General features: G+C 60.4%; 13 protein-coding genes and 1 other RNA gene. 4 read left to right on the top strand and 10 right to left on the bottom strand.

Annotated elements, in window-relative coordinates; translation table 11 throughout:
- Nucleotide 1: 1 nt before the first annotated feature.
- The 9 genes from mraY to rsmI form a co-directional block, all read right to left on the bottom strand.
- Nucleotides 2–1,084, bottom strand: coding sequence for a phospho-N-acetylmuramoyl-pentapeptide-transferase (gene mraY, locus QLG10_RS06005; protein WP_008016698.1), 1,083 nt, complete (start codon nucleotides 1,082–1,084; stop codon nucleotides 2–4).
- Nucleotides 1,084–2,451: a UDP-N-acetylmuramoyl-tripeptide--D-alanyl-D-alanine ligase gene (gene murF, locus QLG10_RS06000; protein ID WP_110751604.1), complete on the bottom strand. Its 1,368-nt coding sequence runs from the start codon at nucleotides 2,449–2,451 to the stop codon at nucleotides 1,084–1,086. Before murF ends, mraY begins: the two co-directional genes overlap by 1 nt.
- Nucleotides 2,444–3,907 carry a UDP-N-acetylmuramoyl-L-alanyl-D-glutamate--2,6-diaminopimelate ligase gene (locus QLG10_RS05995; RefSeq protein WP_282486116.1) on the bottom strand — a complete coding sequence of 488 codons (1,464 nt, stop codon included), beginning with the start codon at nucleotides 3,905–3,907 and terminating at the stop codon, nucleotides 2,444–2,446. The genes murF and QLG10_RS05995 overlap by 8 nt, the downstream gene beginning before the upstream one ends.
- Nucleotides 3,907–5,646, bottom strand: coding sequence for a penicillin-binding protein 2 (locus tag QLG10_RS05990; protein WP_177411645.1), 1,740 nt, complete (start codon nucleotides 5,644–5,646; stop codon nucleotides 3,907–3,909). Before QLG10_RS05990 ends, QLG10_RS05995 begins: the two co-directional genes overlap by 1 nt.
- Nucleotides 5,646–5,939: a cell division protein FtsL gene (gene ftsL, locus QLG10_RS05985; RefSeq protein ID WP_008060267.1), complete on the bottom strand. Its 294-nt coding sequence runs from the start codon at nucleotides 5,937–5,939 to the stop codon at nucleotides 5,646–5,648. The genes QLG10_RS05990 and ftsL overlap by 1 nt, the downstream gene beginning before the upstream one ends.
- Complete coding sequence (gene rsmH / locus QLG10_RS05980) at nucleotides 5,936–6,877, bottom strand: 16S rRNA (cytosine(1402)-N(4))-methyltransferase RsmH (RefSeq protein ID WP_086936009.1); 942 nt, start codon at nucleotides 6,875–6,877, stop codon at nucleotides 5,936–5,938. The genes ftsL and rsmH overlap by 4 nt, the downstream gene beginning before the upstream one ends.
- Before the next feature lie 2 nt (nucleotides 6,878–6,879).
- Entirely contained in the window at nucleotides 6,880–7,335 is a 456-nt protein-coding gene (gene mraZ / locus QLG10_RS05975) for a division/cell wall cluster transcriptional repressor MraZ (protein ID WP_033040298.1), read from the bottom strand.
- A gap of 356 nt (nucleotides 7,336–7,691) precedes the next feature.
- An RNA gene (gene rnpB, locus QLG10_RS05970) (RNase P RNA component class A) lies at nucleotides 7,692–8,045 on the bottom strand.
- Nucleotides 8,046–8,119: 74 nt separating this feature from the next.
- Nucleotides 8,120–8,992: a 16S rRNA (cytidine(1402)-2'-O)-methyltransferase gene (gene rsmI, locus QLG10_RS05965; protein ID WP_110751598.1), complete on the bottom strand. Its 873-nt coding sequence runs from the start codon at nucleotides 8,990–8,992 to the stop codon at nucleotides 8,120–8,122.
- 208 nt (nucleotides 8,993–9,200) lie between these two features.
- Here rsmI and QLG10_RS05960 point away from each other — a divergent pair, with 208 nt between their 5' ends.
- From QLG10_RS05960 to QLG10_RS05945, 4 genes are all read left to right on the top strand, one after another.
- The gene (locus QLG10_RS05960; RefSeq protein ID WP_282486110.1) at nucleotides 9,201–11,012 is read left to right on the top strand and encodes a penicillin-binding protein activator; all 1,812 of its coding nucleotides are present in this window, start codon (nucleotides 9,201–9,203) and stop codon (nucleotides 11,010–11,012) included.
- On the top strand, nucleotides 11,012–11,374 hold the full coding sequence (locus QLG10_RS05955; protein ID WP_020800838.1) for a YraN family protein: 363 nt from the start codon (nucleotides 11,012–11,014) through the stop codon (nucleotides 11,372–11,374). Before QLG10_RS05960 ends, QLG10_RS05955 begins: the two co-directional genes overlap by 1 nt.
- Before the next feature lie 104 nt (nucleotides 11,375–11,478).
- Entirely contained in the window at nucleotides 11,479–12,072 is a 594-nt protein-coding gene (locus QLG10_RS05950) for a phosphoheptose isomerase (protein ID WP_007972584.1), read from the top strand.
- Nucleotides 12,069–12,647, top strand: a complete 579-nt coding sequence (locus QLG10_RS05945; protein ID WP_008147477.1) for a BON domain-containing protein — start codon at nucleotides 12,069–12,071, stop codon at nucleotides 12,645–12,647. Before QLG10_RS05950 ends, QLG10_RS05945 begins: the two co-directional genes overlap by 4 nt.
- Nucleotides 12,648–12,796: 149 nt before the next feature.
- On the opposite strand, the gene QLG10_RS05940 is transcribed toward QLG10_RS05945, so the two are convergent.
- Nucleotides 12,797–13,210 carry a ClpXP protease specificity-enhancing factor gene (locus QLG10_RS05940; protein WP_007943725.1) on the bottom strand — a complete coding sequence of 138 codons (414 nt, stop codon included), beginning with the start codon at nucleotides 13,208–13,210 and terminating at the stop codon, nucleotides 12,797–12,799.
- Nucleotides 13,211–13,221: the final 11 nt, after the last annotated feature.

Below are 13,221 nucleotides of genomic sequence, written 5' to 3'. Positions count from 1 at the left end.
TCTACCTCAGTTTCAGGGTGGCAAGGCCAATCAGCACGAGAATCACGGTGATGATCCAGAAACGGACAATCACGCGTGGCTCGGGCCAGCCCTTGAGTTCAAAGTGGTGGTGAATCGGTGCCATGCGGAACACACGGCGACCGGTCAGCTTAAAGGAAGCAACCTGAATGACGACTGACAGGGTTTCCATCACGAACACGCCGCCCATGATGAACAAGACGATTTCCTGGCGAACGATCACCGCGATGGTGCCCAGCGCCGCGCCCAACGCCAATGCGCCGACATCACCCATGAAGACTTGTGCCGGGTAGGTGTTGAACCACAGGAAGCCCAGGCCAGCGCCGATCAGCGCGCCGCAGAACACGATCAACTCACCCGCGCCCGGTACATAAGGGATCAGCAGGTATTCAGCGAATTTCACGTTACCCGACAGGTAGCAGAAGATCCCCAGGCCACCACCGACCATCACGGTCGGCATGATCGCCAGGCCGTCGAGGCCGTCGGTCAGGTTGACCGCGTTGCTCGAACCCACGATCACGAAATAGGTCAGCACGATGAAGCCTGCGCCCAGCGGGATGCTGTAGTCCTTGAGCATCGGCAGGATCAGTGTAGTTTCCACCGGGGTGGCGGCAGTCATATAAAGGAAGATCGCCGCGCCCAGGCCGAACACCGATTGCCAGAAATACTTCCAGCGGCTCGGCAAGCCACGGGAATTCTTTTCGATTACTTTGCGGTAGTCGTCGACCCAACCGATGGCACCAAACAGCAGGGTCACCAACAGCACAACCCAGACATAACGGTTGGTCAGGTCGGCCCACAACAGGGTGCTGACACCAATCGACGACAGGATCAGCGCGCCACCCATGGTTGGGGTGCCGGACTTGGACAAGTGCGATTGCGGGCCGTCGTTGCGAACGGACTGGCCGATCTGACGGTTCTGCAGGGTGCGGATCATCCACGGGCCATAGCACAGCGACAAGACCAGCGCGGTCAGCACACCGAGAATCCCGCGCAGGGTCAGGTACTGGAAGACCGCGAAGCCTTTGTAGAACTGTTGCAGATACTCCGCTAGCAGCAGCAGCATTAATGTTTCTCCGGACTGGACCCGCACAAAGCGGCAACGATGTTTTCCATCGCAGCGCTGCGCGAGCCCTTGATCAAAATAGTGGTGTTTGTGTCTTGCTCGGCGCCCAGCGCCTTGATCAGTTCAGCCTGTGTGCTGAAGTGAAAGGCTTGGGGGCCGAAGGCGTTGACGGCGTGAACCATCATCGGTCCGACGGCGTACAGCGCAGAAACCTTGCCACGGGCGTACTCGCCCACATCGCGGTGCCCCTGCTCTGCCCAATCGCCCAACTCGCCGATATCCCCGAGCACCAGGACGGTGCGACCGGAAAAGCCGGCCAGTATATCAACGGCAGCGCACATGGAGGTGGGGTTCGCGTTATAAGTGTCATCGATCACGCGCATGCCATTGCTGGCCAGTTGCGCGACGGTACGACCCTTGACCGGTTGCACCGCTCCGAGGCCGGTGGCGATGCCGAACAGCGACACGCCCAGGGCATGGGCGGCAGCCGCAGCAGCCATGGCATTGGCAACGTTATGGGTGCCGAGCAGGTTCAGTTGAACGCGCTCCTCACCTTCAGGACTGTGCAGGTTGAACGCCGGGCAACCACGCGCATCGGTCGCCAGGTCACTGGCGTAGAAATCGGCACTGACATTGCTCAGGGCGAAGGTCAGTACCTTGCGCTCGCCAGCGCGGGCCTTCCAGATGTCGAACGCCTTGTCGTCGAGATTGAGTACGGCGACGCCATTGGCATCGAGCCCATCAATGATCTCGCCCTTGGCTTCGACGATTTTTTCCGGCCCGCCGAACTCGCCGACATGGGCGGTTCCGGCATTGTTGAGGATGGCCACATGGGGCTTGGTCAGGCCCACGGTATAAGCAATTTCACCCAGGCGCGAAGCACCGAGCTCGATCACGGCGGCGCTGTGCTCCGGTGCCAGTTCGAGCAGGGTCAACGGAGCGCCGAGGTCGTTGTTCAGGTTGCCGCGGGTTGCCAACACGGGACCGCGGGTGCGCAGGATGCTCGCGAGCATTTCCTTGACCGTGGTCTTGCCACTGGAACCGGTGATGGCGGCGACTGGCTGGGTGAATGCCGCGCGATTGAGCGCGCCCAGTTGCCCCAATGCCTGGCGGGTATCGCTCACCAGCAATTGCGGCAGCGTGCTGTCGGCGACTTCACGCTCGACCAGGGCTGCCACGGCACCTTTGGCGGCGACTTCATTGAGATAGTCATGGCCATCGAAGCGCGGACCGGCCAAGGCGATGAACAGCTGGCCCGGTTTGATTGCACGACTGTCAATGCTGACCCCGTCGAAGCTCGCATCAGCGGCGATCAACCGCCCATTCAGCGCGCCGGTCAGTTCGCTCAGTTTCAAGGCTTTAAGCATGGGCCACCTCCCACGCGGTCAAGGCGTGATCGGCCTCGACCAGATCGGAAAAGGCATGGCGTTCGCCATTGATTTCCTGATAGTCCTCATGACCTTTACCGGCCAGGACAATCACGTCATCGGCCGATGCACCCGCGATCAACTGCGCAATCGCCTGGCCACGGCCGGCAACGAAGGTCACTTTATCCACAGCGGTGAAGCCTGCACGGATGTCGTCGAAAATCACCGATGGATCTTCAGTACGCGGGTTGTCGTCGGTGACCAACACACCATCGGCCAGACGCTCGACCACTTCAGCCATCAATGGACGCTTGCCACGATCGCGATCGCCGCCACAGCCGAACAGGCACAGCAGCCGACCTTTGACGTGAGGACGCAGGGCCGTCAGGACTTTTTCCAGTGCGTCCGGGGTGTGGGCGTAATCGACCACCACCAACGGCTGGGTACCACCGCCCAGGCGTTGCATGCGTCCGGCCGGGCCTTCAAGTTGCGGCAGCACCTTGAGGATTTCGTCCAGGGCGTAATCCAGACCGAGCAAGGCGCCAATCGCGGCCAACACGTTGCTCAAGTTGAAACGACCCAGCAATGTACTGCGCAGGAGGTGTTCGCCCTGGGGCGTGACCAGCGTGGCACGCACGCCTTCGTCGTCAAACTGCGCCTGACGGCAATAGAGATAAGCGCTGCTGTCGAGCAGACTGTAGGTGATCAGCCGCGATTCGCGTTTGTCGGCGGCCAGTTGCCGGCCGAAGTCATCGTCGAGGTTGATTACCCGGCATTTAAGATCGTTCCAGGCAAACAGCTTGGCCTTGGCTTCGCCATAGGCCTGCATGGTGCCGTGGTAATCCAGGTGGTCGCGGGACAGGTTGGTCATCACGGCCACATCGAATGCCAGTGCGGTGACACGGCCCTGGTCCAGACCGTGGGACGAGACCTCCATGGCAACCGCCTTGGCCCCGGCTTTTTTCAGGTCGCCCAGGGTCGCTTGCACTGCAATCGGGTTGGGCGTGGTGTGCAGGCCGCTTTCCAACGCGCCATGAAAACCACAGCCAAGGGTGCCGACAATGCCGCAGTGCTGGCCCAGCAGGTCCAGCGCCTGGGCCACCAGTTGGGTCACGCTGGTCTTGCCGTTGGTGCCGGTCACGCCCACCAGTTTCAGGTGATGGCTCGGCTCGCCGTAAAAGCGCCCGGCGATGTCCGACAACTGCGTCGCCAGCCCCTTGACCGGAATCAGCGGCACGTCAGTGATTGGCAGCACCGTGGCGCCTTCCACTTCATAAGCTACGGCCGACGCGCCGCGCGCAAGCGCATCGGCAATGTGCGCACGGCCATCGAACTTGCCGCCTGGCACCGCGAGGAACAAGTCACCGGCGCGTACGTTGCGGCTGTCGAGCGCCAACTCACGGATCAACAGATCGTGGCCGGCGTGGGGGAATATCTTGTTCAGGCTCAGAGACATCAGCCGCGCCCTCCATTGGCTTTCAGTGGAACGACCGGTGCTGCGTTCGCTTGTTGGGTAGGTGGCAGGTTGTCCGGGGTGATGTTCATCAGACGCAGGGTGCCGGACATCACGCGGCTGAACACTGGCGCAGAGACCAGGCCACCGAAGTAACCAGCCTTGGTCGGCTCGTCGATCACCACCACGATGGCGTAGCGTGGATCGCTCATCGGGCCGAAACCGGCGAACAGCGAGCGGTAGGAGTTCTCGGCGTAGCCTTTGGTACCGACCGACGTTTTACGCGCGGTACCCGACTTGCCGCCCACGTGATAGGCCGGCACCTGTGCACGGAATACACCGCGCGGCGCTTCGATCACTTGCTGCAGCATGCCTTGCATGGTCTTCGCGACGGCTTCCGGGAGCACCTGGGTGGTCTGCGGCGCCTTGTCGGTCTTGATCAATGTCAGTGGCGCGAGGCGACCGTTGTTGGCCAGCGCCGAGAACGCGTGGACCAGCTGGATCGCCGTCACGGAAACACCGTAGCCGTAGGACAGCGTGGCGGTTTCAGCCTTGCGCCAGTCGCGGTAGTTCGGCAGGTTGCCGACACGCTCGCCCGGGAAGCCGAGGCCGGTATCCTGGCCCAGACCGACCTTCTGAGCGAGGCGGAAAATCGTCTCGCCACCGATATCGAACGCGATCTTGCTCATGCCGACGTTACTGGAATTGATCAGGATGCCAGCCAGGTCGAGCACCGGCCCTTCGGACTTGGATACGTCCTTGATGGTGTACTTGCCGATCTGCAAGGAACCCGGATACACCTCGACGGTATCGCTCGGTTTCCAGCGCCCGGTTTCGATCGCGGCGCTCATGGAGATCGCCTTCATGGTCGAACCCGGTTCGAACACGTCGATCATCGCGCGGTTACGCATCATCGCCGGTTGCAGGTTGCGGCGGTTGTTCGGGTTGTAGGTCGGCTGGTTGACCATGGCGAGGATTTCGCCGGTCTTCACGTCCATGATCACCAGGCTGCCGGCCTTGGCGCCGTTCTCGATGATCGCGTTGCGCAACTCACGGTTGGCCAGGTATTGCAGGCGCAGGTCAATGGACAACGCCAAGGGCTTGCCGGCCTTGGCGTTTTTGGTGACCTGGACATCCTTGATCAACCGGCCGCGCCGGTCCTTGATCACTTGTCGTTTGCCGGGGACCCCGGCCAGCCATTCATCGTAGGCCAGCTCGACACCTTCGCGTCCGTGGTCATCGATGTCGGTAAAGCCGACCATATGGGCCGTGACCTCACCAGCCGGGTAGAAACGGCGGAACTCTTCGATCCCGTAGACACCCGGCACTTTCAGGTCGAGTACGGCCTGGCCTTGCTCAGGCGTCAGCCCGCGCACCAGATAAATGAACTCCTTGTTGGCCTGTGCCTCAAGGCGCTCGGCCAGGGCCTTGGGGTCTTGCCCCAGCGCGGCAGCCAGTGCTGGCCATTTTTCCTTGGCCAGCTGCATTTCCTTGGCATTGGCCCACAGGGTGGTGACCGGCGTACTCACGGCCAAAGGTTCGCCATTTCGGTCGGTGATCAGGCCACGGTGAGCCGGGATCGGAATATGCCGAACGCTGCGCGCATCGCCCTGGCCTTTGAGAAAGGCACGGTCGACCACTTGCAGGTCAATGATGCGCCAGGCGATCGCCGCCACCATGACGCCGAGCAGACCCAGCACCAGGCGGAAGCGCCATGGAAAAAGAGCACCTTCGAGTTTCATCATGGCGCCACCATCTGCACTTCGGCGGCACCGGGAATGCGCATTTTCAGTTGTTCGGTGGCCAGCACTTCGATACGGCTATGGGCGGTCCAGGTACTTTGTTCGAGAATCAAGCGCCCCCATTCGGCCTGCGCCTTATCGCGTACGCTCAACTCGTTGTACAACGCGTTCAGCAACTGACGGTTCCAGTGTGCGCTGTAGGACACGCCTATGGCCGACACGAGCACGCCAACGAACAACAGCAGCATGAAAAAGCTTCCGCCGGGCAGTGGCTTGGCGAAAAGCTTGCTCACCGCAGCTTCTCCGCCACACGCATGACAGCACTGCGCGAACGTGGGTTGGCCTTGAGCTCGGCGTCGGAGGCCGTCTGCGCTTTGCCATGGATCTTGATTTTCGGTTCGAAGGCGACGTGCCGAACCGGCAGGTTGCGCGGCAGGTTGTCGGCTTCGCCTTTGACCAGCTTGCGCATGAACAGCTTGACGATGCGATCTTCCAGCGAATGGAAGCTGATGACCACCAGACGACCGCCCACTTCCAGGCTCTCCAGCGCCGCTTCGAGGCCGGCTTCCAGATCGCCCAGTTCGTTGTTGACGTGAATGCGCAGGCCCTGGAATGCCCGGGTTGCCGGGTTCTTGCCCTTTTCCCAGGCAGGATTCGCCACTTTCAGGACCTCAGCCAGATCGGCAGTGCGCTCGAACGGCTTGATATCGCGACGTTCGGCGACGGCACGGGCCATGCGCCCGGAAAAACGCTCTTCTCCGTATTCCTTGAACACCCGGGCGATTTCTTCCACGGGCGCGGTGTTGACGAATTCCGCCGCGCTGATCCCGCGGGACGGGTCCATGCGCATGTCCAGCGGACCATCATTGAGGAAGCTGAAACCGCGCTCCGGGTCATCCAGCTGTGGCGAAGAGACGCCCAGATCGAGCAATACACCGCTGACCTTGCCGTTCATACCGCGCGCGGCGACTTCCGCACCCAGCTCGGCAAAGCTGCGCTGCACAACGACAAAGCGGCCGTCTTCGGCCGCTAGCGTCTGCCCGGTGGCAATCGCTTGAGGGTCTTTGTCGAACCCTAGCAACCGACCATCGGGACCGAGCCGGCTGAGGATCAACCGGCTGTGTCCGCCACGTCCGAACGTGCCGTCCAGATAGCAGCCATCAGGACGTACGGCGAGAGCCTCGACGGCTTCGTCAAGCAGTACGGTGATGTGGTTAAAGCCGCTATCTATAGTCACAGGATCAATTCACGCAGTTCGTCAGGCATCGCGCCCGGTTCTTGAATAGCAGCCAGGTCAGCGGCAGCAACCGCATCCCAGGCATCCTCGTCCCACAATTGGAACTTGTTCAGTTGGCCTACCAGCATCGCGCGCTTATCCAACTTGGCATATTCACGAAGACGCGGCGGAACCAGAAAACGACCACTGCCATCGAGCTCGAGGTCGACGGCATTACCAATCAGTAAACGTTGCAGACGACGGTTCGCTTCGTGAAGCGAAGGCAGTGCGCGCAGTTTGGTTTCAATAATTTCCCACTCATCGAGGGGGTAAACACACAAACACGGATCAACGGCATCAATTGTGACAATTAACTGCCCGGAACTTCGCGAAACCAGCTCGTCACGGTACCGGCTCGGCATGGCGAGACGGCCCTTTGCATCGAGACTGATAGCGTTGGCTCCGCGAAACACGTCAGCGTTTCTCCAAATTCTAGCGTTTCTAGCTCAAAAAACCCACTTCATGCCACTTTTCGCCACTTGCGCACACTATAGGAATGCGCCCACCGCACCGTCAAGGCGCGCTTTAAAGGAAAACCCTTACAGAACTGAGATTTAGGAGCATATAGAGGGGAGCAACCGGGATCAGGCGAATGAAAACGCCCAATAACTTGAATCAGCACAAGGGGCTGCGTTCAGAAGTTAAAGTGATTTATTAAGAGTAAGATTTTTTTGGTATTACGAAAGTGATAATGCGGACGTTTGAGAAAGGAGGAAAATTGCCATCATCAGGCCCCTGCTCAATGATTTAAGCAGAGGGGAGAAAAAAGGTGGAGAGTCGATCTGTAAGCCGGGTTCTGTCTTGAACAGTCATTCGTCTACGATGGCCATCACTGGACATCTTTAGCAACCTACCCGGTCCCAGCGCGGGCCACGCCTTGGGACCCTATTTGGTCTTGCTCCAAGTGGGGTTTACCTAGCCACGAACTGTTGCCAGACGTGCGGTGCGCTCTTACCGCACCTTTTCACCCTTACCGGCGCCGAAGCGCTTAGGCGGTTATTTTCTGTGGCACTTTCCGTAGGCTCACGCCTCCCAGGCATTACCTGGCACTTCGCCCTATGGAGCCCGGACTTTCCTCCCCCCCCTAATTTTCATAGAGGGCAGCGACTGTCCGATCGACTCTCCGCCGCGAAGGTTAACGGCAGAGCGACGGAAGAACAAGTGATAAACGCCTCCAGCCACGCCAGCGCGTCGGTTTTAATCGCCTTTCTGTTTATCCAGCGCGACCTGATAGAGAACATTCTTGCGCTCGCCCGTAATTTGCGCGGCCAACGCCGCGGCACGCTTGAGCGGCATCTCTTCGAGCAACAGATCGAGGATCCGCATCGCCTCACTGCTGACAGCGCCTTCCTCCTCGGGAGCCGTCCACCCCGCCACCAGCACCACACACTCGCCACGTTGCTGGTTACTGTCCGACTCGACGAACTCGCGCAATTGGGCGAGCGGCAAGCCCTTGAGTGTTTCGAACGTCTTGGTCAGCTCCCGTGCCAGCAAAGCCGGGCGTTCGGCACCGAACACCTGTTCCATGTCCTGCAGGCATTCGAGGATACGGTGCGGCGCCTCATAGAAAATCAGCGTGCGCGGTTCCTCCTTGATGAGCTCCAGGCGCGCACGCCGTCCCACCGCCTTGGCCGGCAGAAAGCCTTCGAAGATGAAACGGTCCGACGGCAAACCCGCCGCCGACAGCGCCGCAATCAACGCACAAGCCCCCGGCACCGGCACCACGTTGATACCCGCCGCACGCGCCTGACGGACCAGGTGATAGCCCGGATCGGAAATCAGCGGCGTGCCGGCATCGGAAATTAATGCGACATCGTCACCCGCGAGCAAGCGGGTAATAAAGCGGCTACCTTCATCACGCTCGTTATGCTCATGACAGGCAGCCAGGGGCGTGGGAATGCCGAAATGCTGCATCAGGCGCTGGGAGTGACGGGTGTCCTCGGCGGCAATCAAGGCGACCTCACGCAGAATCTTCAGCGCCCGGGCACTGATATCGTCCAGGTTGCCGATGGGCGTCGCCACCACATAGAGCGAGCCAGCAGCGGAATTCAAAGCACCTGGAGCAGTCAAAGCGCACACCTCATGATCGGTAAAACGGCCATTGTAACGCGTAGCGACGCTCGCGATACGGGCAAGCAACACCCGCTTTTGCGGCCTTTTGTGGCGCACAGCAACATTTACACCCGCTAAATTGGTCGATTCGCACGACCGACATCGCGCCCCGGCCAGTGCTTGGGTACAATTCCACGCTAATTTGATCGAGTATCAGGAACACTACATGATCGCTTGCCTGCGGCTGTTCTCTGCCCTATGCCTCGCTGCCTTGCTGGCGGCTTGCGCCAGCTCGCCCTCCTCCAGCCTTGGCGAACTTCCACGGACCCCGGATGCCAGCATCGAGCAACTGCTCGAAAAGGCCACCCAAAGCAAATCGCCGGAAGACGCGGCGCTGCTGCGCCTGAGCGCAGCCGACCTGGCCTATCGCCAGGGCAATGCCGGGCAATCCGCGCAGATCCTGCAACAAGTCCCCGTGGAAACACTCAAGCCGGGCCAGCAGATCTTCGCCAACACCCTGGCGGCCGAACTGGCCATGACGCGCAACCAACCGAAAGCCGCGCTGACCGCCTTGAGCCATCCAAGCCTGCAGCGCCTCGGTGAAATGCCGGAAGAGCAACAGGTGCGCACCGGCACCGTTCGCGCCCGCGCCCTTGAAGCCGATGGCCAAACCCTCGCCGCGGCACGGGAACGCATCCTCATCGCCCCACTGCTAAGCGGTGAAGCGGCCAGCAAGAACCACGAGGCGATCTGGGTCTTGATCGCTTCGCTGCCGACGGACCAATTGCAGCCAACCACCACCGACGATCTTGGCGGCTGGATGGCCCTGGCACTGGCAGTGAAATCTGCCGGCACCCTGGAACAGCAGCAGGCGGCGATCGACAACTGGCGCGCCCAGAATCCGAAACACCCGGCCGCCAAACAGCTCCCACTGCCGCTGACCAACCTCAAGGACCTGGCCAGCCAGCCCCTGAGCAAGATCGCCCTGCTCCTGCCGCAGGACGGCCCGCTGGCGTCGGTTGGCAAAGCATTGCGCGAAGGCTTCATGGCCGCCCATTACCAGGCGCAACAAGCCGGGCAGAAACCGCCAGCCATCGAGTTCTATGACAGCTCGCGCCTGACCTCGCTCGACGAGTTCTATCGCAAGGCCCAGGCCGATGGCGTGCAACTGGTGGTCGGCCCGCTGGAAAAACCCCTGGTCAAACAGCTCAGCGCCCGACCACAACTGCCTATCACCACGCTGGCGCTGAACTACAGCGAAGGCGCACAAGGACCCGCCCAGCTGTTCCAGTTTGGCCTGGCCGCCGAAGACGAAGCCCGCGAAGTATCGCGCCGTGCTCGCGCCGATGGCTTGCATCGCGCCGCCATCATGGTCCCCAAGGGCGAATGGGGCGACCGCGTACTCAAGGCGTTCAGCCAGGACTGGCAAGCCAATGGTGGCAGCATCGTCGCCACCGAGCGTGTCGACCAGCCGGTTCAACTCGCCCAGCAGATTGCCGACATGTTCCAGCTGCGCCAGAGTGAAGGTCGCGCCAAGAGCCTGCAATCCACTGTTGGCTCGCAGGTAGCCGCCCAGCCGTCGCGTCGCCAGGATATCGAGTTCATTTTCCTCGCCGCAACGCCACAACAGGCGCAGCAGATCAAGCCGACCTTGAACTTCCAGTACGCGGGTGACGTTCCGGTCTACGCCACGTCCCACGTCTTCAGCGCCAGCGGTGACGTCAACCAGTACAACGACATGAATGGCGTGCGTTTTTGCGAAACCCCATGGCTGCTGGACGCCAATGACCCACTGCGTCGCCAGGTCACCGCGCAATGGCCGCAAGCGGCCGGCAGCCTGGGTCGCCTGTACGCCATGGGCGTGGACGCCTATCGCCTGGCGCCACGCCTGGGCCAGCTCAAGGCCCTGCCTGACAGCCGCATCGAAGGTCAGTCGGGTAGCCTGAGCATGACCCAGAACCAGCGGGTGGTGCGTGAGTTGCCATGGGCGGAGTTCGTCAATGGTCAGGTTCAGCGCTTGCCGAACACCCCGCGCTGATGCCTGAAAGGTCTCGCCAGCAATGCGGTAAAGATGCCGAGCGCCATGCGCTCGAGCATCTTCAGCAACACGGCCTGCAGCTACTGGCGCAGAACTGGTTGTGTAAACGCGGCGAGCTTGATCTGGTCATGCTGGAGGGCGATACAGTAGTATTCGTTGAAGTTCGCTACAGAAAAAACACTCAATGGGGTGGCGCGCTCGATAGCATCGATGAGCGCAAACGGCAAAAACTGATTTTTGCCGCGCAGTATTTTCTCCAGCGAGAGTCGCGCTGGGCTAACTCCCCTTGCCGCTTCGACGTGGTTGCGATCGACAGCAACCTCGATCAGTTGAACTGGTTGCAAAATGCCTTCGACAGCTGATTGCCTACGCCCCGAACCGGACACAACCACTCAACACTTTTGCTCTTTGTTTTGCGGGCTGCACATTCACGTGCCGGACAGCCGCGCTCATTAAGGTCACACAGATGGACATGCAATCCCGAATTCGCCAGCTTTTTCAGGCCAGTATTGACACCAAGCAACAGGCGATGGAAGTACTTGCACCGCACATCGAGCAAGCCAGCCAGGTGATGGTCAACGCCTTGCTCAACGAGGGAAAGATGCTTTCCTGCGGCAATGGCGGTTCTGCTGGCGACGCCCAGCACTTTTCGTCCGAGCTGCTCAACCGCTTCGAGCGCGAACGCCCGAGCCTGCCAGCCATTGCGCTGACGACGGACAGCTCGACGATCACCTCGATCGCCAACGACTACAGCTACAACGAAATTTTCTCCAAACAGATCCGTGCTCTTGGCCAACCAGGCGATGTGCTGCTGGCAATTTCCACCAGCGGCAACTCGGCAAACATAATTCAAGCGATCCAGGCCGCACATGATCGCGAAATGATTGTCGTAGCATTGACCGGTCGTGATGGCGGCGGCATGGCGTCACTGCTTTTGCCTGAGGACGTCGAGATTCGCGTACCGGCCAACGTCACCGCACGTATCCAGGAAGTCCACCTGCTGGCGATCCACTGCCTTTGCGACTTGATCGACAGCCAACTGTTCGGGAGTGAAGAATGACCCCTAATCGCCTCGGCCTACTGGCCCTGACCCTATGCCTCGGCATCAGCGGCTGCACTTCGGTGGTTAATGCCAGCCGTGAAGCGCCGATTGAAGATGATCGCGGCACCCGCACTTTCGGCAGCAAGATCGACGACTCATTGATCGACACCAAGGTCGGCGTCAACATCGCCAAGGCCGATCCGGCCTTGGACAACGACTCGCACATTGTCGTCACCAGCTTCAACGGCGTCGTGCTGCTCGCCGGGCAAACCCCGCGTGCCGACCTCAAGGCCAAGGCCGAACAGGCCGCTGCCGCCGTTCAGCGGGTGAAGACGGTCCACAACGAACTGCAGGTCCTGCCACCCTCCGGCTTCCTTGCCCGCCAGAACGACACCTGGCTGACCTCCAAGATCAAGACCCAGATGCTCACCGACCCGAACATCCCCGGCTCGCGCATCAAGGTGGTCACCGAGAACGGCATCGTTTACCTGTTGGGCTTGCTGACCAAGCAGGAAGCCGCCCAGGCGACGAACCTGGTGCAAGGGGTTTCCGGGGTGCAGAAGATTGTGAAGCTGTTTGAGTACATCGACTGACCCCGCTCCTGTAGGAGCGGCCGCAGGCTGCGATCTTTTGATCTTAAAAGACAACATCAAAAGATCGCAGCCTCGTTTCACTCGACAGCTCCTACGCTTGAAGGTGGTGAAGTAATAAAAAAGGCGATCCTTTCGGATCGCCTTTTTTATTACTTCACCACCTTCAAGCTGGGTCTCCCGCTAGGTCGCGGTGGCTCGCTGTCCGGAGGCGGAATATCATCATCCGGCTCGATCTCTTCCTCGTCCTCCATGGGCGACTCCAGATCGAACACCATGCCCTGGCCATTCTCCCGGGCGTAGATACCCAGGATCGATGCGATAGGCACGTACAGGGTATGCGGCACCCCACCGAAGCGGCCTTCGAAGCTCACCGCCTCGTTGTCCATGTGCAAATGACGCACGGCCTGTGGCGATACGTTCAGGACGATCTGGCCATCACTGGCAAAGCCTTGCGGCACCTGCACCGAGGGATACTCGGAATTAACCAGCATGTGCGGGGTACAATCGTTATCAACAATCCACTCGTAGAGCGCGCGGACCAGATAAGGTCGACTGGAGTTCATATCGGCTCCTT

Origin of the sequence: Pseudomonas sp. V98_8, assembly GCF_029967975.1 — a bacterium.
GTDB lineage: Bacteria > Pseudomonadota > Gammaproteobacteria > Pseudomonadales > Pseudomonadaceae > Aquipseudomonas > Aquipseudomonas umsongensis.
This window is presented reverse-complemented; position numbering and strand designations above follow the sequence as displayed.

Bases quoted from the DNA above. Each gene is read 5' to 3' on its own strand.
- mraY (WP_008016698.1), bottom strand. From the start codon at position 1,084: ATGCTGCTGCTGCTAGCGGAGTATCTGCAACAGTTCTACAAAGGCTTC.
- murF (WP_110751604.1), bottom strand. From the start codon at position 2,451: ATGCTTAAAGCCTTGAAACTGAGCGAACTGACCGGCGCGCTGAATGGG.
- QLG10_RS05995 (WP_282486116.1), bottom strand. From the start codon at position 3,907: ATGTCTCTGAGCCTGAACAAGATATTCCCCCACGCCGGCCACGATCTG.
- QLG10_RS05990 (WP_177411645.1), bottom strand. From the start codon at position 5,646: ATGAAACTCGAAGGTGCTCTTTTTCCATGGCGCTTCCGCCTGGTGCTG.
- QLG10_RS05960 (WP_282486110.1), top strand. From the start codon at position 9,201: ATGATCGCTTGCCTGCGGCTGTTCTCTGCCCTATGCCTCGCTGCCTTG.
- QLG10_RS05955 (WP_020800838.1), top strand. From the start codon at position 11,012: ATGCCTGAAAGGTCTCGCCAGCAATGCGGTAAAGATGCCGAGCGCCAT.
- QLG10_RS05950 (WP_007972584.1), top strand. From the start codon at position 11,479: ATGGACATGCAATCCCGAATTCGCCAGCTTTTTCAGGCCAGTATTGAC.
- QLG10_RS05945 (WP_008147477.1), top strand. From the start codon at position 12,069: ATGACCCCTAATCGCCTCGGCCTACTGGCCCTGACCCTATGCCTCGGC.
- QLG10_RS05940 (WP_007943725.1), bottom strand. From the start codon at position 13,210: ATGAACTCCAGTCGACCTTATCTGGTCCGCGCGCTCTACGAGTGGATT.